23 protein-coding genes are annotated in these 23,180 nt (G+C 49.1%); 15 read left to right on the top strand and 8 right to left on the bottom strand.

The window, feature by feature from the left end; translation table 11 throughout:
- Positions 1–6 precede the first annotated feature (6 nt).
- Together H6F68_RS00695 and H6F68_RS00690 are read left to right on the top strand one after the other, a co-directional pair.
- Positions 7–1,602, top strand: coding sequence for a hypothetical protein (locus H6F68_RS00695; protein WP_190555774.1), 1,596 nt, complete (start codon positions 7–9; stop codon positions 1,600–1,602).
- Between the two features lie 90 nt (positions 1,603–1,692).
- On the top strand, positions 1,693–2,370 hold the full coding sequence (locus tag H6F68_RS00690) for a GvpL/GvpF family gas vesicle protein (protein ID WP_190555773.1): 678 nt from the start codon (positions 1,693–1,695) through the stop codon (positions 2,368–2,370).
- Positions 2,371–2,378: 8 nt separating this feature from the next.
- Here the strand turns inward: H6F68_RS00690 and H6F68_RS00685 are convergent, their stop codons facing one another.
- Positions 2,379–4,247, bottom strand: coding sequence for an ArsA family ATPase (locus H6F68_RS00685; protein ID WP_190555772.1), 1,869 nt, complete (start codon positions 4,245–4,247; stop codon positions 2,379–2,381).
- Between the two features lie 95 nt (positions 4,248–4,342).
- Between H6F68_RS00685 and H6F68_RS00680 the strand changes: the two genes are divergently transcribed.
- The 8 genes from H6F68_RS00680 (at position 4,343) to H6F68_RS00645 (ending at position 11,257) form a co-directional block, all read left to right on the top strand.
- On the top strand, positions 4,343–6,172 hold the full coding sequence (locus H6F68_RS00680) for an AAA family ATPase (protein ID WP_190555771.1): 1,830 nt from the start codon (positions 4,343–4,345) through the stop codon (positions 6,170–6,172).
- Positions 6,173–6,540: 368 nt separating this feature from the next.
- On the top strand, positions 6,541–6,759 hold the full coding sequence (gene gvpA / locus H6F68_RS00675) for a gas vesicle structural protein GvpA (protein WP_190553740.1): 219 nt from the start codon (positions 6,541–6,543) through the stop codon (positions 6,757–6,759).
- A gap of 78 nt (positions 6,760–6,837) precedes the next feature.
- Positions 6,838–7,944 (top strand): gas vesicle protein GvpC, encoded by a 1,107-nt coding sequence (gvpC, locus tag H6F68_RS00670; RefSeq protein ID WP_190555770.1) that lies wholly within the window; start codon positions 6,838–6,840, stop codon positions 7,942–7,944.
- Positions 7,941–9,200, top strand: coding sequence for a gas vesicle protein GvpN (gene gvpN / locus H6F68_RS00665; protein WP_190555769.1), 1,260 nt, complete (start codon positions 7,941–7,943; stop codon positions 9,198–9,200). The genes gvpC and gvpN overlap by 4 nt, the downstream gene beginning before the upstream one ends.
- A gap of 12 nt (positions 9,201–9,212) precedes the next feature.
- Complete coding sequence (locus H6F68_RS00660; protein ID WP_370527453.1) at positions 9,213–9,584, top strand: gas vesicle protein; 372 nt, start codon at positions 9,213–9,215, stop codon at positions 9,582–9,584.
- Positions 9,585–9,734: 150 nt separating this feature from the next.
- Positions 9,735–10,196 (top strand): gas vesicle protein K, encoded by a 462-nt coding sequence (locus tag H6F68_RS00655; RefSeq protein ID WP_190555768.1) that lies wholly within the window; start codon positions 9,735–9,737, stop codon positions 10,194–10,196.
- A gap of 51 nt (positions 10,197–10,247) precedes the next feature.
- Entirely contained in the window at positions 10,248–10,991 is a 744-nt protein-coding gene (locus H6F68_RS00650) for a GvpL/GvpF family gas vesicle protein (RefSeq protein ID WP_190555767.1), read from the top strand.
- Between the two features lie 11 nt (positions 10,992–11,002).
- Positions 11,003–11,257: a gas vesicle protein GvpG gene (locus tag H6F68_RS00645; RefSeq protein WP_190555766.1), complete on the top strand. Its 255-nt coding sequence runs from the start codon at positions 11,003–11,005 to the stop codon at positions 11,255–11,257.
- Here the strand turns inward: H6F68_RS00645 and rsmI are convergent.
- On the bottom strand, positions 11,242–12,120 hold the full coding sequence (gene rsmI / locus H6F68_RS00640; RefSeq protein WP_190555765.1) for a 16S rRNA (cytidine(1402)-2'-O)-methyltransferase: 879 nt from the start codon (positions 12,118–12,120) through the stop codon (positions 11,242–11,244). The genes H6F68_RS00645 and rsmI overlap by 16 nt on opposite strands.
- A gap of 79 nt (positions 12,121–12,199) precedes the next feature.
- On the opposite strand from rsmI, the gene H6F68_RS00635 reads away from it, so the two are divergent.
- The 4 genes from H6F68_RS00635 to H6F68_RS00620 all read left to right on the top strand — a co-directional run bounded on the left by H6F68_RS00635 (position 12,200) and on the right by H6F68_RS00620 (position 16,570).
- Positions 12,200–13,054, top strand: coding sequence for a sugar kinase (locus tag H6F68_RS00635; RefSeq protein WP_190555764.1), 855 nt, complete (start codon positions 12,200–12,202; stop codon positions 13,052–13,054).
- Positions 13,055–13,324: 270 nt separating this feature from the next.
- Positions 13,325–13,918: a fasciclin domain-containing protein gene (locus tag H6F68_RS00630; RefSeq protein ID WP_313929989.1), complete on the top strand. Its 594-nt coding sequence runs from the start codon at positions 13,325–13,327 to the stop codon at positions 13,916–13,918.
- 175 nt (positions 13,919–14,093) lie between these two features.
- Entirely contained in the window at positions 14,094–15,314 is a 1,221-nt protein-coding gene (locus H6F68_RS00625) for a tetratricopeptide repeat protein (RefSeq protein WP_313929988.1), read from the top strand.
- A gap of 176 nt (positions 15,315–15,490) precedes the next feature.
- The gene (locus tag H6F68_RS00620) at positions 15,491–16,570 is read left to right on the top strand and encodes a hypothetical protein (RefSeq protein WP_190555762.1); all 1,080 of its coding nucleotides are present in this window, start codon (positions 15,491–15,493) and stop codon (positions 16,568–16,570) included.
- A gap of 1 nt (position 16,571) precedes the next feature.
- On the opposite strand, the gene ylqF is transcribed toward H6F68_RS00620, so the two are convergent.
- The 5 genes from ylqF to H6F68_RS00595 form a co-directional block, all read right to left on the bottom strand.
- A complete protein-coding gene (gene ylqF / locus H6F68_RS00615; protein WP_190555761.1) occupies positions 16,572–17,435 on the bottom strand; it encodes a ribosome biogenesis GTPase YlqF in 864 nt (287 codons plus the stop codon).
- Positions 17,436–17,472: 37 nt separating this feature from the next.
- Positions 17,473–18,117 carry a DsbA family protein gene (locus tag H6F68_RS00610; RefSeq protein ID WP_190555760.1) on the bottom strand — a complete coding sequence of 215 codons (645 nt, stop codon included), beginning with the start codon at positions 18,115–18,117 and terminating at the stop codon, positions 17,473–17,475.
- 127 nt (positions 18,118–18,244) lie between these two features.
- Positions 18,245–18,787, bottom strand: coding sequence for a hypothetical protein (locus H6F68_RS00605; RefSeq protein WP_190555759.1), 543 nt, complete (start codon positions 18,785–18,787; stop codon positions 18,245–18,247).
- A gap of 2 nt (positions 18,788–18,789) precedes the next feature.
- Positions 18,790–20,193, bottom strand: coding sequence for a ParA family protein (locus tag H6F68_RS00600; protein WP_190555758.1), 1,404 nt, complete (start codon positions 20,191–20,193; stop codon positions 18,790–18,792).
- Positions 20,194–20,444: 251 nt separating this feature from the next.
- Positions 20,445–20,909 carry a DUF1810 domain-containing protein gene (locus H6F68_RS00595; RefSeq protein WP_242065283.1) on the bottom strand — a complete coding sequence of 155 codons (465 nt, stop codon included), beginning with the start codon at positions 20,907–20,909 and terminating at the stop codon, positions 20,445–20,447.
- Between the two features lie 223 nt (positions 20,910–21,132).
- On the opposite strand from H6F68_RS00595, the gene H6F68_RS00590 reads away from it, so the two are divergent.
- On the top strand, positions 21,133–22,524 hold the full coding sequence (locus H6F68_RS00590; protein ID WP_190555757.1) for a hypothetical protein: 1,392 nt from the start codon (positions 21,133–21,135) through the stop codon (positions 22,522–22,524).
- A 55-nt stretch (positions 22,525–22,579) separates the two neighbouring features.
- Here the strand turns inward: H6F68_RS00590 and H6F68_RS00585 are convergent, their stop codons facing one another.
- Complete coding sequence (locus H6F68_RS00585) at positions 22,580–22,978, bottom strand: hypothetical protein (RefSeq protein WP_190555756.1); 399 nt, start codon at positions 22,976–22,978, stop codon at positions 22,580–22,582.
- Positions 22,979–23,180: the final 202 nt, after the last annotated feature.

The following is a 23,180-nucleotide window of genomic DNA, read 5'->3' as shown; positions in this document are numbered from 1 at the left end:
ATAGCCATGACCCAACCTCAATCTTCTCTAGTGGTACCGATGCTAGCTCCTGAGGCAATCGAGTGCCTAGGAGAGTTGGTGGCTGAAACCGAGGAGTTTGACCCCGTATTTGACTTTGCCGCGATCGCCAAAACGGTTTTGAAGTTGAGTGAGCCAACCGCCATTGAGGGCAACTCGCAGCCACTAGTCTTAGCTCAGCCAGTTGCTCAGCCCGTTTTAGAAGCGATGCAGCGGTTGGTGGCAATTGTCGCCAAGTTGCGATCGCCCCAGAGTGGCTGGCCGAGCGACTTAGAGCCAACGATTGAAAACTTAATTCCTTACGTTACAGAAGAAGCCTACGAAGTCTTGGAAGCGCTGCAAACCAGCTCTCTGGGTTCAGATTCTGTGCCAGTGGTGTCTCCTGCAACTGCGACCATACCAGACTATTGCTTGATTGAAGACTTAATTCCGCAGTGTCTTTGGTACATTGCCAAAAGCTCCTACGACTTAATGCGCTTGCTCTGTGGCGTTGAGGCAAAAGTGTTTCAGCCTGGTCAAGGTTGGCAAACGGGAGCTTTACGTCTTGTGGCCCTGCTAACGCTGAAGTTGCCCCATGAAGAATGGGCGTTAGATTTAGCCACCAATCAGCCACCTGCCAACAACCTAACTCATCAAGCCCTGATTCAGACTGAGGGCGAAAATTTCTGCAATCAACCCACTTGGGCACAGCGCTTTACCCAGCAGTTGCTCCAGCAAATGCAGACCGTGACGCCAGAAATGCAACGGTTTACTGAGCCTACCGCAGTCGATTGCCTCCAATCTGGACAAGCTTGGCAGTCTGGCACTTTACAGTTGCAGTTTGCGTTTGAATTTACCGAGAGCACAACCCTCACGGATCTCACAGCCCCCAACGGAATATCAGCATTTGGGACAGCCTTAAAAGTCAAGCTAACCGAGCCAACGATCGCCCAACCCTACTTCCAAACTCAATTACAGCCTTTGAGTGTCGCGATTGCTCACGCAACTGCTGCGCCTGAAGCCGATCCAGCGTCTACTGATCTCTCTGGCGTACTGCTGCCCAGCATTGTGGCAACTGCTGAGGCGATCGCGAAGGAAATACCTAATGCCACTGAGCTAACACCGGATGGGCCGCTTCAGCCAGAAATTTGTGTGGATAGCTGGCTCCCTCAATTGCTGTGGCAGCTCACCAGCAGCGCTTATCAGACAATGCACCTTGTAGGCGGCATACCAGCGGAGGTACTGCAACCTAATGAGCTTTGGCTGACGGGGACTCTACGATTGTTTGCCGTACTCGAAATTAGCGCTCCCCACCTAAACTGGCTATTCGATCTGTCAACTGGACAAGTACTCAAAGCCATGCCCAATGCTCTGGTGGCCCAAACCTTAATTCGAGTTACTTCCGGCGCAGGTGGAAAAGAATTACAACCCGTAGCTACATTCCTCGCCCAACTACTTCAGCCGATGGAGGCTAATACACCACTCCTGCAACAGCTATTGCAGGGCACTCCCATCGCCCTACAACCACCTGTAAGCGATGCTTGGTCTGCTGGACGCCTGCAACTCAAAATTGGTCTTGAGCTGATTTCAGATTCCGTCACCTAGGGGCTTAAAGTGGATAAATAAAGCAGGAAAATGCCGCCTTTGTTCACCACGTCCTGCCTGAAGTAACCTGGCTGCTTCAAGCTCGCCTAGATGCCGATGTACACCTATGCTTTCCTCAACACACCCACAAGTGCCATCGAGCTACCGTCTGGAATTGTGAGTGCTTTGGAGCTAGTGACTTGCGATCGCCTCTCTGCCCTAATCGAACCTGAGCTGGCTTTTGAAACGCTGCAAGAACATGATGCTCAGTTAGTCCAAGCAGTGTTGACCCACGATCGCGTGATTCGAGAATTGTTTGAGCAGACCGCTTTACTGCCCCTGCGGTTTGGCACTCGGTTTTTGTCTACAGAAGGATTGCTAGCCCATCTGCAAACCCACAGCCAGGAATATCTGGAGAAGTTAGCAAGGGTGACTGGCAAAGCTGAATATACCCTAAAGTTAATCCCCTTAGTTTTAGAGATCGAAGCCACCTTGCCCACAGAGGCTCAGGGGCGAGAATATTTTTTAGCCAAAAAACGTCGTTTTCAAAGTCAGTATGAGCAGCAACAGCAACAGACGGCTGAGTGGCAAACTTTAGTGCAAGCGATCGCCCAAATCTATCCGGGTCCAGTCTTGGGTGAAGCTCAAGATGGCAGTCAACGAGTGTATCTGTTGGTAAGCGCCCAGGAAGGCCCCCAACTTTACGAACACTTGCAAACTTGGCAAATCCACTGTCCCCACTGGGAACTGACTCTCAGCGAAGCGCTCCCTCCCTATCATTTTGTCTAGCTTGGGCTTTAGAACAATAACTCCGCCGCACCTTGAATCCTCGTCAGGGGAGTAACCGAGCGAGGCAAGACTGGCAGATAAATGGTGGTGTGCTGAGGTAAAGCATCCGCAGGCAGTTGGAGTTCTGGTGCAAAACGGTTGTGAACCACGTAGCGTTGAGGCACCCCCATCTCCGCCAAGGACTGAGCTAAACGCTGGCCCTCCGCCACAATGGCCGATTGCGCTTGTAATACCAAAATAAACTCGGTATATTTCGGGTCTTGGAGCCGTTTTTGTGCTTGCATCACCCGTTGCCGCAGCGATCGCAGACGACCCATAAACTCAGTTCGCCCTAACACATCTTGATACTTGATCCACAGCTTAAAAATCCAGGCTAGCCAATCGCCGAGAGCCGCAGGCATTTCTAAAAAGCGGAGCAAATGTCCGGTCGGAGCCGTATCCAAAATAATCAAATCTTGTTCTTGCCGCTCCAGCAAATCGATCACTGTGATTAGCGACAACATCTCGTCAATCCCAGGTAGAGCCTGAGCCGCAATCCGTCGCCATGCTTCGGGGCCGTAGGCAATACTCAACGTGCGATCGCCCTCGGCACTATCTCCACTCATCATCTCCGCCAGTTCCCACAGGTATTCCTCTCGGAACTGATTTAAAACTTGGCTGGCATCAATCTCTTGTCCAGTTAAGTTGGAAGCTAATGCCGTCGGTTGGTGTCCTAACGGTTGCCCAAAAGCATCTCCTAAAGAATGAGCGGGGTCTATGGAAATCACCCGCACTTGGCAATCGGGATGTCGTTCAGCCATACCCCAAGCGATCGCGGCAGCAACGGTGGTTTTGCCCACTCCTCCTTTGCCCCCAACGAGTAAAAGTTGCCGACCTGCCGCTATAAAATCCTCGAAACTAGGAGAAACTTTGGTAGGCCATGGCACCACCACGGGCGGAGTGGAAACCACAACTTCCAAAGGCGTGATCTGAGCCACCAGATAATCGAGCGGGGCTGAGCCGACAGGTTCCCCGAGTTGCTGAGGCACGGTGAAAATCGGCTGAGCACTCAGAGTTTGAAACTTCCCTAAAATTTCCTGCTGCTCACAGTAGCGATCGCCATCCTCAAGCGGCGTGAGAATGTGATTCACCAGCAATCCACCCAGGGGAATTTGCAGTTGGTTCAGTGCCTCTAGAAACCGCTGGGTTTCCAAAAAGCTCATGGGTTCCGCGATCGCCACTACCAAACAAGTGGTGCAGTCAGGGTTTTGCAAAAGCTGTCGCCCAGCCAATAGCTCTGCCTTCATCTCATGGAGAAAAGCATCGGCATCATCGGCGGTGTAGCGTCCGGTAAAACTTTGGCTGAGAACTCGATGCTTTTCTTGAAACAGTTCTAGGGCTGCCAGCAACTCGTCCAAGAAATCCATCAACTTAAACAAGTTAATCGTATGGCCGCTAGGTGCCATATCCACCACCACGCGATCGGCTTCACCTTCTCGCAAGAGGCGTTGGATTTCCAGAATGCCCATCAACTCATCCAGTCCAGGCCAGCTTAGGTTCCAAACGGGAGATAAATCTTCTCCCTGGACAAAACTACCCCGCTCTACCAGAAGCTCCAAGACTCGACCATACCGAGCTTTGAAGTTTTGCAGGAGGGCAGCGGCATCTAGCGATCGCACTTGTAAGTTGGGTAAATCGGCTAAGGCACGGGATGTATTACTGGTTTCTACTTGCAGCACATCGCCTAAGGAATGAGCTGGATCAGTGGAAACTAAAAGGATTTGTTGGTCAGGAAACTGTTTGGCCCAGCGGCGAGCGAAACTGCAAGAAAGCGTGGTTTTACCGACACCCCCTTTGCCGCTAAAGAGAGCGAGTTGCAGGGAATCATACTGATGCATAGGCTCGTAAAGATTGTTACACCTGAATCAATGGGCCTGGAACCGATCGCTATCTCGCATCACCTCACTGGCATCACCCAACTGGCAGCACAAGCATGGACAACTTATTCAAAGGGTTCGAGCAACTGATAGAACTCGCCAAAGCCCTGGAAGAAAAGGCGGAACAGGGAGAAATCAAAACAGATATTCAGTTTCGCTCCCGCAGTTTAAGTAGTATTCCCCGACAAGGAAACATCCCCTCAGGTATGGGTGTGCGTCGTGGGCCTGTCACTTCTCCTAGCGCTGATGCAACATCTGCCCCACCCCCCGAAGTCACCGTCACGCCACCGACCCGCGAGCCCAAAGCTCCACCGCTACAAACCGTGGGCGGCTTAGCACCTGTCCTCAAGGAATTGCGCGAACTAGTAGAAATTCCCCTCAAGCGCCCAGAATTGTTACAGCGTCTAGGATTAGAACCTACCAAGGGAGTTTTGTTAGTAGGGCCACCCGGAACGGGCAAGACTCTAACTGCCCGCGCCTTAGCCGAGGGCTTAGGAGTCAACTACATTGCGATTGTTGGACCGGAAGTCATGGGCAAATACTACGGGGAAGCCGAAGGTCGATTGCGAGCCATTTTTGAAAAAGCCGCCAAATCAGCCCCTTGCTTGGTATTTATTGACGAAATTGATAGCCTTGCTCCCGATCGCAGCAAGGTCGAAGGGGAAGTAGAAAAGCGTCTGGTCGCGCAACTGTTGGGCCTCATGGATGGCTTCGCCAAAGCCGAAGGTGTGATTGTCCTCGCGGCTACCAACCGCCCCGATCATCTTGACCCAGCGCTACGCCGTCCCGGTCGCTTCGATCGCGAAGTCCAATTCCGAGTGCCCGATCGCGATGGCAGATTGGAGATTTTGCAGATTCTCACCCAGTCCATGCCCTTAGAGAATTCGGTTAATTTAGATGCGATCGCTGACTTAGCAGTTGGCCTAGTGGGCGCAGACCTCAAAGCCCTTTGCCAAAAAGCTGCTTACAGTGCCTTACGCCGCTTGGTGCCTTCTTTGGATGAACCCCTGCCCGAAGAAATGACCCTGACGCAGCAGGACTTTTTGCAAGCCATCAAAGAAGTCAAACCCGCCGTTCTACGCTCAGTAGAGATTGAGTCACCGGACGTAGCTTGGGATGACATTGGCGGCTTGGACGACCTCAAGCAAACGCTGCAAGAATCCGTGGAAGGGGCACTGCTTTACCCAGAACTCTACCAACAAACAGGAGCCAAAGCGCCCCGTGGCATTCTGCTTTGGGGACCACCAGGTACAGGTAAAACTCTTCTTGCTAAAGCCGTAGCTTCTCAAGCCAGAGCCAACTTCATCGCTGTTAATGGCCCAGAGCTGCTGAGCCGTTGGGTAGGTGCGGCCGAACAAGCCGTACGGGAATTATTTGGTAAAGCGCGTCAAGCGGCTCCTTGTGTGGTGTTTGTGGATGAAATTGACACACTAGCCCCCGCAAGAGGCCGCTTTAATGGAGACTCCGGGGTTAGCGATCGCGTCGTCGGTCAACTGCTGACGGAACTAGATGGTTTGCAAGGCTGCCCAAACGTGTTACTGATTGGAGCGACCAATCGCCCCGAGGCCCTCGACCCCGCCCTCCTACGAGCGGGACGCTTAGATTTACAACTCAAAGTCGATCTACCGGATCAAGCCAGTCGCCTCGCCATTCTGCAAGTACATAATCAAGATCGACCCTTAAAAGGCGTAGACCTAGCATCTTGGGCTGCACAAACGGAAGGCTGGAACGGTGCAGATTTAGCCCTACTGAGCAATCAAGCCGCTTTAGAAGCCATTCGCCATTACCGAGCCACAGAACTTGCTGATCCTACCCAAATTCGGATTAGTAACGATGAGTTTGCCTCTGCTTATCAAGCTCTCGCTGCCCAAAGACAAACCCCATAACTCTTTTCGCTAGCTCCATATCCCTTTCCCCTAAGCCCTCAGGTGCATGGAGCGCAGTTTCCCAAAGAAAGCAGGTTCCTATAGGCAGCATTTTAATGATGAAGTGCTGCTTATTTTTGAGGTGGGAGCGATCGCATCCCTGAATCAATTCATTGCAAAAGCTTTTCCGAGCTTCACGCACTGTCCTCAGTACTTCTCTCAACAGCAAAAATTGCTGAGGCAGATTTTCCGTGTTTATGCTGGCCTTTTTAATACCTTAAATACTTATTCTAGCCTTGTACCCACAGCCTCGCCAAACCCTTGCTATGAGAAGGCTGCGGCGTGTCAAGCCCCAGAAATTTACCAACTAATACACTTAGGAAATCATCATGGCTGTTGAAAAAGTAAACTCCTCCTCTAGCTTAGCTGAAGTAATTGATCGCATCCTCGACAAAGGTATTGTCATTGATGCTTGGGTTCGCGTTTCCCTAGTAGGAATCGAACTGTTGGCAATCGAAGCACGGGTTGTAATTGCTTCCGTTGAAACCTACCTAAAGTATGCCGAAGCAGTGGGTTTGACCACTCAAGCTGCGGTTCCTGCTGCTTAGTAGCTAGCTTGGGGGGTCTTGCTGACTCCCCATTTTTTCATTTCAGTTCATCTCTCAGCTTGTAGAAGGAAACTCTCGATGGTTGCTCTGAGAAACTTATGGCAGGAACAGCGGCAAGAGCGCCAGCAGCAGCTTGCTCAGCGCCAGCAACAAGTACAAGCAGATTTAGCGGCAACGCGGCAACAACGTCAAGTACGAGCAGCTCAGGTCCACCACAACCTCGCTGCATTCCGTGCTGATCTAACTGAAGAGAGTGAACTTCGGCAAGCCAACCAACATCTGTTCCGGCTGCAACTGCAACAATCAGTCCAGGCGTTGCAACAAGAAACCCAAAATTTTTTGGCTTACAGTCGCTTAGAGCGTCAAATCCAAGCTGAGGAGATAGCTGAGCAACTAGATACTTTTGTACAGCAGCTCCAACAGCAGACGGCTGAGTTTTTATCACTGACCGCTATAGAGCGATCGCTGATGGCTGAGCAATTAGCCCAAGAACTACGCCAATTCCACTCCAAGCTAAATGCCAGTGTTACCCTGCTGCGCCAGGAGATCCAAACGCAAGTTTCTACGCTGCAACAAGAAACTCAAGCGCTTTTATCAACCAGTCAGCATGAACGAGCCTTGATGCGAACCCAACAAGCAAAAGAACTCACTACCTTTATCGAGAAACTCAGTGCTGATGTGCAGCGCTATTTGTGGGAACTGGAACTACTGCGGGAAGACCGAGCCCAACAACTGCAACAAACCCTCAGCCAAAGTAGAAGCGATCGCCAAGCCAATGTCGCAGCGCTATTCCAACGCTTCGCCACGTTTCGCACTGAACTACAGCAATATTGCACCAACTTGCGAACTTCTGTTTGGGGCGCAGATTTAGAAAATCAATTAACTCAAAGCCAAACCTCTCCCCCATCCCCTCTCCTACAGGAGAAGGGGGCCACAGACGGGCAGAGGTCAAATCTAGAGCCTAATAGCGCTCCAATTCCCCCTGCTCAACTCACACCTGTAGACATTGAAAAAGAAGTTTACAACTACATCCATCAAGTTCAAGGAGCTCGTTTAGCAGAACTAGAAACTGCTTTAACGATTAATCGAATTCAAGCCGTCGATGTGCTCCGCTCCTTAATCACCAAAGGTTTAATTACGCAGCGCGATCGCGTCTATTACACCCAAGAGGAATTTAACCTGTGAGTACTGTCCTACAAGCCCGCCCCCGTCGATTTGTCAGCACTCCCGCCGTCGAGCGTGTGGCTGCTAGAGCTTTGCGCTACCTGCAATCTGGATTTTCCGTGCATCTGCGTGGCCCTGCTGGCACAGGTAAAACCACTCTCGCTTTACACTTGGCTGATCTTTTGACTCGGCCCATCATGTTGGTCTTTGGCGATGACGAGTTCAAGACTTCAGACCTAATTGGTAATCAGTTGGGTTATACCCGCAAAAAAGTTGTAGACAACTTTATCCATAGCGTTGTTAAAGTCGAGGACGAACTCAAGCAAAACTGGGTAGACTCTCGTCTCACCTTGGCTTGCCGCGAAGGTTTCACCTTGGTCTATGACGAGTTCAACCGCTCTCGCCCCGAAGTCAACAACGTTTTACTCTCCGCTTTAGAAGAAAAAATTTTGGCTTTGCCACCCAGCGGCAATCGTCCCGAATATGTGCGAGTGAATCCTCAATTCCGGGCCATCTTCACCTCCAATCCAGAAGAATACTGCGGGGTGCATTCCACCCAAGATGCCTTGATGGATCGTCTGGTCACAATTAACATGCCGGAACCCGATGAGCTGACTCAGCAAGAGATTTTGGTACAGAAAACCGAGATCGAGCGAGAAAGCGCCATTCTAATTACACAGTTAGTCAAAGCTTTTCGGCTCAAATCAGGGGCTGAAAAATCTTCTGGTTTACGCTCTGGCATTGCGATCGCCAAAGTTTGCCAAGAGCATAATATTCCTGTCATGGCAGAAGATGCTGACTTCCGCGATATCTGCATGGACATACTGCTTTCTCGCACCAGTTTGCCCCTCCAGGAATCTACCACCCTGCTTTGGGAACTTCTTAACGAACTCGTTTGCCGCGAACCTAAGGCGACCTCACCCACACCGACGGCTGCACCACCCCGAGCAGAGTATGTCGATCGCACTGTAACTATTGCTGCTACCTCCGTTGCAGTCGAGCCAGTCACCGTAAAGGCTGCTGAACCCCAGGCCGCTCCTCAAGCTGCAACTGAACCTGCTGCTGCGATCGCGGAACCTGAAATTAACGACCAAGACCAACTAGGGCTAGATGAGGCAGAAGTGTATACCTATCTGCGGCAGGCTGAGGGAGCAAGAGTCTCAGAAATTGAAGCAGCTTTAAGCATGAATCGATTTCAGGCGGTGAATGCGTTACGTTCCCTAGCTCAAAAGGGAATCCTAGCTCAACGCAACAATCGCCTCTACGTCACTTCCTGAGGAAGCCCCACTGTGACTACTTTCCCCCAAATGCCCGCCCCTAGCAGTTCTAACCGTGGTGCGATCGCCACCGCTACTCAAGGCTCAACCTTAGCCGATGTTCTAGAACGAGTTTTAGATAAAGGCATTGTGATTGCGGGAGACATTTCCGTTTCAGTTGGCTCTACCGAACTGCTGAGCATTCGGATTCGCTTGCTAATTTCTTCGGTAGACAAGGCGAAGGAGATTGGCATCAATTGGTGGGAAAGCGATCCTCATCTCAGCAGCCAAACCCACAGCCTGATGGAGGCCAATCAGCAACTCCTCCAACGGATCGAGGGTCTAGAAACAGAATTGCGAGCCTTACGCACCGCTCCCACCGCATTACCCACAGCTCCCGCTTAAAAACATAGTTTTTCCTTTGCCATAGACTCTCCCTCTCCGAGTGGGCTTCATGCCCACTTTTTTTGTGGGTAAGAGTTTTGTGGATAAGAGTGAAATGGGAGGATGGCGATCGCGCTGGGCATACTAAACTCGTAGCCTTAGGGTCAAGCCATGCCATTATCAGACCCCCCGCCCCCCTTATTGCTAGAGCCTCATCGATCAACTAAAGATGCTGGTTTAGCGCCGTTGCTGCTGACTGTGGTCGAGCTAGTGCGGCAACTGATGGAAGCTCAGGTGATTCGGCGGATGGAAGCAGGACGCCTGAGCGAGGAGGATTTAGACCGAGCTGCTGGCAGTCTCCGTAAGTTAGAAGAACAAGTGGTGCACCTTTGCGAAATCTTTGAAGTGGATCCCGCAGACTTAAATATTGACTTGGGAGAAATTGGCAATCTGTTGCCTAAAGCTGGAGGCTACTATCCGGGCGAGACTTCTACTAATCCCTCAATTCTAGAGTTGCTGGATCGCCTCCTAAATACAGGTGTGGTCGTTGAAGGCAGCGTAGATCTAGGACTGGCTCAACTGAATTTAATTCAAGCCAAACTCAAGCTAGTGCTGACCTCACAGCGGCTATAAAAAATAGTATTCATTGCACTTAATCCTTAAACATTGCAATAGGTAAAACAGATGGGAACTGGATTGTATTTGTATGGAATTTTCCCCACCCCTGGCCCCCAACAATTAGAAGCCCAGGGTTTAGATAAACAGCCTGTTCATACCCATGTTTTAGATGGATTCACGTTTCTCTACTCCGAGGCCCAGCAAGAGCGTTATTTAGCCAGTCGGCGCAACTTGCTAGACCACGAGAAAGTGCTAGAACAAGCAATGCATACAGGCCACCGAACCCTGCTTCCTTTGCAATTTGGTTTAATTGTAGAAGATTGGCGCACCGTCACAGAACAACTCACTGCAACTCAGGGGCCCAAATTAGAACAACTGTTCCACAAACTCCATGGCCGCAGAGAAGTTGGTGTAAAAATATTTTGGGACGCTGAGGCTGAGGTACAAGCTCTGTTAGCTCAAGATGAGCAGCTACGCTCCGAGCGCGATCGCTTAGAGGGTAAATCTCTCAGCATGGATGAGGTAATTCGGATTGGTCAGGCGATCGAACAAGCTGTAGAAGCTCGCAAGCAAAGCATTATTCAAGTATTTCGAGCCACCTTAAATCCTCTGGCAAGCAATACATCAGAAAATGATCCGCTCACAGAAGCAATGATCTACAACGCGGCTTATCTAATCGATTGGGATGATGAGCCGACATTTAGTGAAAAAGTAGAAGCTTTAGATTTGCAATTTGAGGGCCGTTTGCGGATTCGCTACAACAACTTCACCGCTCCCTATAACTTCGCCCAGCTCGATCAATTAAATTAGGCTGATTCACTATGTTTTTTGACATACTATTAGCGCCGATTACTGGCCCTCTTGCAGGTATAACTTGGCTGGGCTCACAGATTCAAGAACGAGTGAATGCTGAGTGGGACGATAAAGAAAACCTCAGTAAGCGACTACTCACTCTGCAATTAGCCTTTGATATGGGCGAAGTGTCGGAAGAAGACTTTGAAGCTCAAGAAGAAGAGCTGTTGTTGGCAATTCAAGCGCTGGAAGACGAAGCAAAAGCAGCTCAAACCGAGGATTGAGTATCACTTTCGTTGTCTGTAGGTTCTGGAATGGTCAGTGCTAGTTGGTAGAGTTGGCGACGAGGTAAGGCAGTTTGTTGGGCAAGTTGGCGGCTGGCTTGCGATCGCGAAATTCCCTGCCCAATTAGCACTTGTAGCTCTGCTTTTAAGGCGTCTTCGGTCAGTACCAGTTCTGTTGGCTCTGCACCCATGATCACTAGCGTAAATTCTCCGTGAGCTTCGCGGGTGCTGTAGTAAGCGATCGCCTCGATCATGGTGCCACGCCAGATTTCTTCGTGGAGCTTGGTTAATTCTCGCCCTAAAGCAATCTCGCGATCGCCGCCGAAGGTCGCTGCAAAATCTTGGAGAGTTTGTTGCAGACGATGGGGAGCTTCGTAAAAAATCAGCGTGCGGGATTCCGGTTTTAAGGTTTCTAGGCGGGTGCGACGTTCTGAGCCTTTCGCAGGTAAAAACCCTTCAAACACAAAGCGATCGCTCGGTAGGCCAGAAGCACTCAACGCGGTAATGGCCGCACTAGGGCCAGGAATGGGCACGACTGGCACCCCCTCCTCCGCGCAAGCTTTCACCAATTCATAGCCAGGATCGGAAATTCCGGGCATCCCAGCATCAGTGACGAGGGCGATCGCTTGGCCTTGCTGTAACCGACTGATCATCTCTGGGAGACGGCTGAGGCGATTGTGATCGTGATAACTAATCTGAGGCGTTTTGATTTGAAAGTGCTGGAGCAGCTTTCCGGTGTGGCGCGTGTCTTCAGCGGCGATCGCGCTCACTTCTTTTAACACCTGAATTGCCCGGAAGGTCATGTCCTCCAGATTGCCAATTGGTGTACCAACGATGTAGAGAGTTCCAGCTTTGATTTCCATTTGGCCATACTATCTTGTGGAGTGAACATCTTGCCTGTGTCGTTAGGTAAGCAGCAGGAAAGATCAATCAGGAGACGATATGGCTCAGCGGGGATTGTTTGTAGGCATGGTGACTTTAGATATGCTCTATTTGGCTGCAGCACCGCCAACCAACAATCAGAAATTGGTGGCGTCAGACTACACGGTATCTGCTGGAGGGCCAGCAACCAATGCGGCAGTGGCTTTTAGCGCTTTGGGCAATCAAGCTACAGTTCTGGGTGTTGTCGGTAGTCACCCAATTACCAATTTGATTCGAGCTGATTTGGATAGTTGTGGCGTGGCGATCGCCGACCTTGACCCCGACCGCACCGAACCACCTCCGGTCTCCTCAATTATCACGACGGAAGCCACAGGTGAACGAGCGGTGGTGTCGATCAATGCCAGCAAGATCCAGATGGCACCCGATCGGATTCCCTCAAATATTTTGCGAGATGTGGATGTGTTGCTGATCGATGGGCATCAGATGGCAGTTGGAGTGGCGATCGCTCAACAAGCCAAAGCGCAAAATATTCCAGTTGTTGTGGATGGTGGCAGTTGGAAGCCAGGATTTGAGCAGGTGCTAGCGCTGACTGACTACGCGATCTGTTCGGCCAACTTCCATCCTCCCGATTGCTGCGACTTAGCCGCCGTTTTTGCTGCTCTCATAAACTTAGGGATTCGACATATTGCGATTACGCAAGGCAACCAGCCTATTCAGTTCTATGACGCGGGTGAAAGAGAGGCGATCGCGCCTCCTCAAGTCGAGGTCGTAGATACGTTAGGAGCTGGAGATATTTTTCACGGTGCGTTCTGCCACTTTATTCTACAAACCAATTTCAGAGAAGCATTGATGGCCGCTGCTAAGGTTGCAGCTCAATCGTGTACAGGGTTTGGAACTCGTCATTGGTTGCGCTGAACGCCATTTTTGCCGCTGAGTCAAATCATATTTCTATCTTTGGTTGGTCCCAGGACAAAAGGAAATTTGCTTTAGAGCGATCGCTCCTCCTTAAGATATAGATTGCTAGTTTTACGGGGAATTGTAGTCAGAGAGCAAGCTACTCCTTTAGTAAAACGTCATACTATGACATATAAGTTTGCATCTTCTTTGCAAAATATTAAGGAGTCACTGATGACCAAATTAAAATCCATCAGTTCATTGAAAAAGCTCACTAGCTTCCTTGGAGTTGTGACAGCTAGTGCTCTGATTGGTTTGCCAGCTTTGGCCCAAGTGAATCCCAACCCCAGCATCTTTAACGAGCCTCCTTACAACCGCGCCCGTGGTGCTCAAGCCTCTCCACCGACCTCCACTACACCTACGGCACCTGTTGCCCCTGCCACCTCAGAAGCCCCGACAGAAGCCTCTTCTGGCACCACGATTACCGCAGTTGCCGCTTCTAACGATTCTTTCAAAATTCTCACCACTGCTTTGCAAGCTGCGGATTTAACGAGCACACTCTCTGGTGAAGGGCCTTTCACCGTTTTTGCTCCAACAGATGCTGCCTTTGCAAAATTGCCTGCTGGAACCTTGGAAGCGTTGCTGAAGCCAGAAAATAAAGAGACTTTAGTGAAAATCCTGACCTATCATGTTGTTCCTGGTGAAGTGACTTCCAGCCAACTCAAATCTGGCGAAGTTACAACTGTGGAAGGCAGCCCTGTGACAGTGAATGTAGATGGCGGAGGAGTCATGGTCAACAAGGCCACTGTGGTTCAGCCCGATATTCAGGCTAGCAACGGCGTTATTCACGTGGTGGATACAGTCATTCTGCCCCCGACCCTATAACCGATGCTTAATTGGATGTCATTTTAAGCAGGTTGGTTAGAGCGTTGATTTGCCTCTGTGCTTAAAATTATTTGCCCTGTTCAGGCTGACCTGGACAGGTTTTTTAGTACTCAACATTTAAGAAGATGAAGTTTGAGCCGATTGGAGGATCGAGCGGAAGCTTTAGAATAAAACGGTGCCTAACCCTTCCCCTCAATCTATGATTCTGAGCCTCTGCATGATCGTGAAAAATGAGGAAGCAACTTTGCCGAGCTGCCTAAAGAGTGTGCAAGGTGTCGTTGATGAAATGATTGTGCTAGATACAGGCTCCAGCGATCGCACCCCAGAGATCGCTAAAAGCTTTGGGGCCAAGGTACATTTTTTTGAGTGGAGCAATGACTTTTCAGCGGCTCGGAATGAATCCCTGAAGTATGTGCAGGGCGATTGGATTTTAGTGTTAGATGCTGATGAGCGTTTAGCGCCTGGTATTGTGCCCGCTCTGCGACAAACCATTGGCAGTGAGCAACCTTATTTATTGATCAGTTTGGTACGCCAAGAAATTGGCGCAGAACAATCTCCTTATTCGCTGGTTTCTCGTCTCTTTCGCAACCATCCTGACATCAGTTTTGTGCGGCCTTACCATGCGATGGTAGACGAAAGTGTGTCCCTGATTCAAAGCATGGAACCGCATTGGCAAGTGGGCTATTTGCCGGATGTGGCAATTTTGCATGAAGGATATCAAGCAGGGGCGATCGCAAGTCGAGACAAATTCACCAAAGCTCGCACAGCAATGGAGGGTTTTCTCAAACATCATCCTAGTGATCCTTATGTGTGCAGCAAATTAGGGGCGCTATATGTGCAAATGAATGAAGTGCCCCAAGGCATTGAGTTGCTAAAGCGGGGTTTAACCTCCAAAGCAGCCGATGCTTCTGTGTTGTATGAGTTGCATTATCACTTAGGCATTGCTTACAGTCGCTTGCAACAATGGGCAAAAGCCGAGCAGCACTACCAACTGGCTTTGCAGCAATCAATTATGCCGAAGCTAAAACTCGGTGCCTACAACAATTTGGGCAACCTCCTGAAGGCAAAAGGAGATCTGGTGGGAGCCAAAGGAGTCTATGAGACAACTCTCAAAATTGACTCTACGTTTGCACCGGGTTATTACAACTTAGGCATGACTTTCAAAGCGCTAGGAGATCTCCCCCACGCGATCGCCGCTTATCGAGAAGCGCTGTTTCTGCAACCCAACTACGCCGACGCTCATCAAAATTTAGGTGTAGTCCTATGGAAATTGGGTCAGGTGCAGGAAAGCTTAACCGCCTTTCGGCAAGCGATCGCCCTGCACCAGCAAAACAACAATCCTCTCGAAGCGCAAAGATTGCGTCAAGGGTTGAAGGAGATGGGATTTGAGCTGTAAGTAGGGAGATGAGAGAAAGGAGATAGAACCCAGAATTCAGGAGTATCTGCGGAATTTGGCGATCGGAGTTTGTTGTAATAGTACGGGCGCTAAATAAAATAGGTCTCAAAACCAAGATTGTCACAAAGTTTGAGAGCTATTGAATTAAGTGCTGTGTTGTGACAATGGCTGCCGTGATGAATTATAAGTTGCTCTCTTACCTCGGTCTGTTGCTAGGATTAGCAACCTTAACAGCCTGTAAGCTTTCCTCCAATCAATTAATAAACGCTCAAAAACCCAATCAGGGCGATCGCTCTCCCAGTACTCAGCAAACTAATTTAATCGGTCTTTCTCTTGTCAAAAAAGATAATCTCACGAATGAATACAGAGGAGAGATTTATCCGATCGCGCTTCTGATTAACGGTCGTTATGTGGATGTCAGCACAGACGTAACAACTTCTGTTCGAGATGATCTCTCAGAAGATGTGTTGCTGAGAAACTTTGGTAATCAATCTCTTTTGAGCGCGGTGCAAAATTTTACGGTTTTGAACCAAGGTGAGAAATTAGGAGAATTTCAGGTTCAGAAGTTGGGCATTAGCCAATTTGCTTGCTCCACAAAGTTGACGGGACAAGGAAATTTTTCTAGTGAGCGATCGCTAGAAGCTGTATTCAGTAGCCTGCCAGAAGATCAAGTGGGAGGCTTTAGCGGTTCAATCGGCAACAAAGAATTTGATGAATCTTGGCGGTGGACGATCGCGCTGAGTCAATACAATCCTGCCAAAACTGCGATCGCAACCCCAGATGCTACGGCTGAAGCCAAATATCGCCAAGACCTCACCAGCATAGCCAATGCTTTTTTCTCCATAGATCCACAAGTGAAGAATGTGACTGGTGAAACCGTGGTGGAAGAGATTTCAGTGGTAGATCTCGATCAAGACGGTCAGCCAGAAATCTACGGCTTGGTGCGGAAGGGAGCCGATCCCAAAAATGAGTCTTCCAGGGGTTCGAGAGATGGTGGTGTGGTGGGTGCTTATGCCAATGTTTGGTTAACTTACGATGGTTCGCAGCCCAGACACCTAGCTAATAAATTAACGCCCTACAGCGCGATCGCCGCTCGACCTGCATACGACTTGATCACCACCGTGGATATCAACGGTGATGGGGTTCAAGAAGCGATCGTAAGAAACACAGGTTACGAAAGCACCAGCTTTGGCATCTACGAGTACAAAGATAACCAACTCGAACAGGTGTTTTCAGGTGCGGGCTACGGTTGTTGACTTAATTGGGTGGTAGTTCCAAAGCAATGGAGCCGAGGATACCTTTGCGGAAGTCATTTAAGATTTGCCGAGCCGTGCGTTCCACATCATTTTGGTATTTTTGCTCTGCTAGAGCATGGAGATAAGATTCGCCTGTAAATTCGGCTGGGTCTAGTTCGTAGCGCGATCGCAATGGGTTGCCTGAGATAGCGTCGGGGGTAGTGGCTTGCAAACCTTTGATCAAATCAATCAGAGTTGAGGTAACCCGCTGGTTATCGTAGGCGGCTTCCCCAATGTCATCACAGATGGCAAGCTTGAAGGCCGCTTCCTGGTCGTTGAGCTTGGAGGGCAAAACCCCAGGAGCATCCAGCAGTTCAATCTGATCTGAAATTCGCACCCACCGGAGTTGTCTAGTGACCCCTGCTCGCCGTGCGCTCTCCACCACTCGCCGTTTGAGCAACCGATTAATCAGCGCTGACTTGCCCACATTGGGAAAGCCCAACACGACCGCTCGCACCGGACGAGGTAACATGCCACGATCGTGCCGTCGTTGATTCATTTGGGCACCTGCATTCTGAGCCGCTTGAGCGATCGCCTCAATCCCTTTGCCATGCTGAGCATCGGTAAACAGGGCTTCTTCCCCTTGCTCTTGGAACCACTCCGTCCAGCGATTGCGCATTGGAGTTGGAATCATATCCATCCGATTCAACACCAATACTCTCGCCTTGTTGCCAATCCAGTGGGGCACTTGCGGGTGATGAGTGCTAAGCGGAATCCGGGCATCGCGCACTTCGAGCACTACATCGACCAGCTTGAGTTGGCTCAGCAGCGCTTTCTCGGCCTTGGCAATGTGACCGGGATACCACTGGATGGCAGGAGTTGTCATAATTCAGCGAGCCAGATTTGTTAACGCAGATTCATTATTATCCTAGCGATTGCGCTTTATGGCGAACTCGCTCTACAACGGTGCGGACGGTTTCATAAGGCTGAGCGCCACTGAGCAAAACCGCTTTTTCTAAGGGTTCATCGGCTTGGTGGATGAGCAGGGCTGGCACGCCGGAAATATTCAACTGGTGAGCCAGAGATTGATCGCTGACTACTCGTTCGGTGTACTGGCCAGCTTCTAGAGCGGTACGGAGAGTGGCACGATCCAAACTTACGGATGCGCCAACCTCTAGCAAAATATCAGTATTGTTCAAATCCAAACCGTCTTCAAAGAAAGCGCGGAACAGGGCGTGATGCATCGCTTCAAAACAGTCGCGATCGCGAGCAAACTCTGCCGCTTCTAAGGCTTTGCGACTACGAGGTTGCACGGGTGGTAAGCGTAAAGTCACTCCCCGCTCGTTTGCCATTGGATAAACGGCACGCTCCCAAGTAGTGCGAAGATATTCGCCTTGGGGGTCTAGTGTGGGAATCGGGTCAGGACGTAATTCAAACGCACGCCATATAACCTGAACCGTGTCGCCGTATTCCTGTCGCAGTTGCTCAAAAACAGGTTCTTCTAAATAGCAGAAGGGGCAAACGTAATCGCTCCAGACATCAATCTGAACTTGGTTTTCCTCGATCATGACCTCTCCTAGTAGTAATCTCTTTCAGGGTAGATCTCGACGTTAGGAGTAACAGCAGTCTGAGGAAATAAGGCGATCGCTCTTACAATGTCTGAATCATCTCTTCGGAGGTGGGGGTTTTTGCCATTTATGCAGTAACGAGAATGTCAGCAAGTGGGGCTAGTTTGGCTTTGCCAATGCCGCACTTGAGCTTAGTTAAAAAGGATAAATTCGTCAGCGGTTTGGTTTTCCGATATTCCGCGATCGCGCTAGCTATCTTTTGCGGCTCAATCTTGTTGAATCCTGGCTTATTGGCTTTGACATACTCTAGAACTGCGGCGACTTCTTTTTCTGGAGCCTTGGCAATATTGACGCGAACCACTTGACCAGTTTCGACAGCAAGTTGAGATTGCATTTTGTCGTCTACAACAATGCACCAAACGAAATCTGCTTTAGCTTGTCGAGCTGCTTCTAAAATCTGAGTATTCAGAATTGCCTGATATTTGTCTTCGCCCAATACTTTGATGATTACAGGTAAGACATTTTTGCCTGTTGTTTTTAGCTCTTGGGCGATCGCTTTAATCACCATCGGATGAACATCAGATTTCCCTTTGATAAACTTACAAGGAATCCGCAATATTTGCCCAAGCACAATATCAAGTGGTGCTGTGTCTTCTTCGATAAACACCATAGTTAGTGATCCGTAAAATTATGGTTGAGGAATACTTCATTGGCAAGCTCTGTATAAAGCTTGGTGATTGGAGAAGCATGCCAGCAAACCACAGGAGCACGCTTAAATTCAGCAACTTTGGTTTGCGTATAAGAGCGCAGATGAGTTTTGTATTGATTGCCAATAAAGCCGCGATTCTCTAGACCTGTGTCAATTAGCCTCTGGAGTGCTACTCCTGTATCTGAGGCGCAGTTGCTAAAACTGATACCTAGATTCCAAGGACCTAGATGGAGCTGCTCACTCTTAGCTCTTAGTTCACGTATTTTGGGAACTGTCACTTGATGTACGTGTACACCATGATGCAAAGATTTCTCGCCATAATCTACAGGAATGAGAACGGTGTCACAGGCAAAAAATACACATTGAGCTAATCGATCAAATGTTGGTGAAAGATCAATAAAAATGTAGTCATATTCTTTCTTCAGAAGCTTAATTATCTTTCTAAACAGGATAGCAGGCTGAACAAGCTGACTATCATCTCGGAATTTCTTTAGGAATTTTTCGTCGGTTGATAGAACAGAGAGTTCGTAATTCTTTCCATCAGTGGTTGGGAATTTCTTTGTGTGGATTGAAGCACGCAGAATATCTTCCACTTCATCAAATGCTTGCAAGTCAATTTTGTCCCGACAAGCATATAGGTAATCAGAGGAGTGGCTAAGGTGTCCAGCCAAAGCTTTAGTTAAATCACCCTGAAGATCTAGGTCAATTAGTAAAACTTTCTTGCCTTTGATGGCTAGAGTTGCGCCTAGGTTTATGGTGTTTGTAGTTTTGGCAACTCCACCTTTCTGATTCCATATTGCAGAAACCAAGGCAGGTTGAGGGTGTTTTAAGCAGTAATCTAACTGCTGCATGAGTAACAGTAAGCTTTTCTTCGTGACTCTTTGAATGGGTGTGAGTGGAAAAACTAACCCATCAACTCGCCGCCAAAGCTGGAAAAAGTCACCATTAAAAACTAGCCCGTATGAAGCTAAACAATTAGGTGATACTTTGTCTTTGTCTAAATATTGTTTTATGCCGTTGTTACCTTTGGCGACTGGATAGCCAACAGCATCTTTATAAAGAGAATGGTTTCGGCAAAGCTCAACAAATTTATCGTCTGGAGCCTCGGCTAAAACCTTGACACGCTTTTTATCCTCAACAACTAATACAGGTGGTTGAGTAGGGTCTTGATAAATTAGCCAATCTGGAATGCAACCACTGCCTATATTAGGGTTCTTTTTGATCTGAGGAGTATCAAGCCCTAAAGCTTTCCACATCACCGTCATTAACTGAAATTCAAGGTCACCCTCAGCACAGTCAGTTTGAATGTTTTCCCAGCGCTTGACTACACTGCTATATCTTTTTGTACTAGATGCTGTACTAGTCATGCGGCAACTCCATGACATGCGAAAAGAGCGCAGCAAGCTCTGCAATAATTACTCATCACTTTTGAAATACCTATTATTCTGTTGGGGCTAAACAGTTCCTCTCTAAGATGCCCCGATAAATACGGAATTTAATGTTCTTAGCGTAAAAAACTCATAAAGATTTTTCAGGTGATTCCCCTCAAATTTCTTCATGGGAGCACCTGCCGCAGCCAGCGATCGCTTTCACTATTAAATGAGCATCAGATTTCTCCTTAATCAACTTGTGGAGAACGTGCTAGCAGATCGAGTGTTTTCTGGTCGCGATCGCCCTGAAAAAACTTGTTGAGTACTTGCTCAAAAACTGACCCTTCAGGTGACACGTAGGCAAACAACGTCGCGCAAGATTTAAGCTTCATGTCATCAGGCGAACCAAAAATTTCGTGTGCAGTTCGCCCCTCCACATTTAGAGCCGCTTCACCGCACGCTATCAGCCGTGGCCCTAGAATCGGATGACTCAGGTACGCCTTAGCTTCTGCGACACTCTTGATCGCGTATTGTTTCGACGTTGCACTGAACCCTAGCCCATCGAACTGCGGGAAGATATACCACATCCAGTGCGATCGCTTCCGACCATTCTTGACCTCAGACAGTGCCCGTTCGTAATCGCGCTCCTGGGCTTGCACAAAGCGGTTAAGGTCATACGGATCACCTGCGTTCCCAGATTTCATCTCTGCCATCAATCGTCTCCTGTGAAATGCAAGTCAATTATTACAATCTGTAGCGGATCAGCCTAAATTCCCCCTGAAAGCGATCGCCCTCACAACTACCAATCTCCGAAGTGGGTACAATCAACGAGAATCCAGTATTGAGGCAAACTTTTCAGTTCTCTCAAGCCTGGTATACAAACTATAAGCAGTCGTACGTGTTCACTGGCAGAATCAGGGGAAGTAGGAGGGTCACATGGATGTAGATCGCGATCGAGAACGGTGTTTAGAGAGCTTGACTTGGGCTATAGAACAGCTCCAAGGCAAAGTAGACATCGCCAAACTCGACAAGATCGCAGAACTGATCATCCAAGCCATGACGGGCCCCTGGCGCTACTTCCACACCCCAGAGCATATTTTTGAAGTCGGCGATTCTGGCGACGCGATCGAAGTTTTAGCCGCACTCTTCCACGATCTCGTTTACGTGCAAGTAGACCAAGGCATCAGCGTCAACATTAGCCGCTTCATCGCCCCCTTTATCAAAGAAACCCCAGGCCATCTTGCCATTCTGGATGCAGAAGACTTGCCGAGCGATCGCAGCTTCAGCTTAGTCCTCACAGTATTTGGTTTTGCCCCCAGTCAGCGACTTTCTCCAATGGCGGGCCAAAACGAATTTCTCAGTGCCGTGATTGCTGCCAAAAGCCTAGAACCTCTGCTTTCCTACAGTCATCTGGCCCAAATTGCTGCCTGTATTGAAGCCACCGTTCCCTTCCGACCCAAATCTGCCGAAGGCATCACTAGCGACGAGGCCCTATACCGAAGACTCTTAAGCATCAGTCAGGAGTTCGACTTAGGTTGGACAGAAGCGGAAACCCTCGAAATCACGAAACGAGCGGTACGCCTAGCCAACCGAGACGTAGAGAACTTCGCCTTTCCTAGCTCCGCCCATTTTCTAGACAACACCTGGAACCTGATCCCGGAAACCAACCACGACCTGAAAAACACCAACGCCTACAAGGTGCAAGGCTATCGCCTGTCGATTCAAAAGATGGAAGGTTTCATGAACTTCCTCAAGCCAGAAGTGGTGTTTCGACAGTTCCACAGTGAACCTAACGACGAAACCTACCAACGGCTAATTAACAACACCGCAAAAAATTTAGAAGTGGCTCGGCTATATCTGGGGGCAAAACTCGTCTCGATCGCCATTATTGAAGCGTTGGCGTTTCGGATTGGCCGCGATGTTCCGATTTCTACCATGATGGGCGAACTGCCATCTTCAGGCTTTTCGACGGTGCAATTAGAGCATTTCTTACCCAAAATCTCTAGCTATAGGTTGCCAGAAACTCCAATCGAACATGATGCGCTAGAACTGCTCGAAAAAGGCCGCAGTATTGATTCGTTCTACGATGTGAAAAACTCGCCGACCGCAACTTTTATCGTGAAGTCGATCGGTTTTGCAGCCTTACGGCAGTTGTTGAAACATGCGAAAGCGTTCTTTCAAGATGAAATTTCTGCTGAAGAGTTTCTTTCTTACTGCGATCCAAACGTTGTAGAGACGGTGACGAAAGGGGTGATTCAACTCTTCGAGAGCCGCAAACTAGCGATGCAACAGGAATCTCTCAATCGCCATTCTGCGATCGCGTCGTAAAAAACTAACCCCCAGCCCCCTCCCTACGAGGGAAGGGGAGCCTAGGATTTATTCCTTAGCGTTGCACTTTGTCAGAGTAACCTTGACGGCGCAGTTCATTCTTGTCTAGGTCGCTAGCGCTTCTCTCAGCAGTATCGGGATAGAGGCCGCCAAAGTCCTTCACGGCTTCTGTAGACTCTTTGGCAATTCTTTCAATCCGACCCTCGCCATCAGCAGAGTTAATCTCGCGGGCTTCTCGGTTCCATTCGCCTGTGGTTTTGGGACGGTCAGAATCATTCTGGTGAGCGACGGTGTTGATTCGGTCACTAATCGCTTTGGTGCTAGCGCTGTTGGGCTGAGCGTTAGTGGTCAACAAGATAAAACCAACAAGAGCGACGGCCAAAAAACGCTTGACTTGTAGTTGATTAAACAAAGAACTAACTTGAGCGATCGCTCCAGAAATCAAATTTTTCATCAAAGTACTCCACTAATTCATTTTCAATGCTTTTCATATTTCGAGAAACTATCGCACCCATCCCGAAGGACGCGAGCCAATTAATTCTCTCGACAAAATTAAGATTAACTAGTAAGAGAAAATTCTTCCTCTAACAGAAGTCATAACTCGCGATCGCTTACGGGTTGCTAAAGATGGACGGACACATCTATCAATGGTAGGG

The organism is Trichocoleus sp. FACHB-262 (genome assembly GCF_014696035.1).
In the GTDB taxonomy this organism is placed as follows: domain Bacteria; phylum Cyanobacteriota; class Cyanobacteriia; order FACHB-46; family FACHB-46; genus Trichocoleus.
The sequence above is the reverse complement of the archived record's forward strand: the minus strand, read 5'-3'. Positions and strand labels throughout refer to the sequence as shown.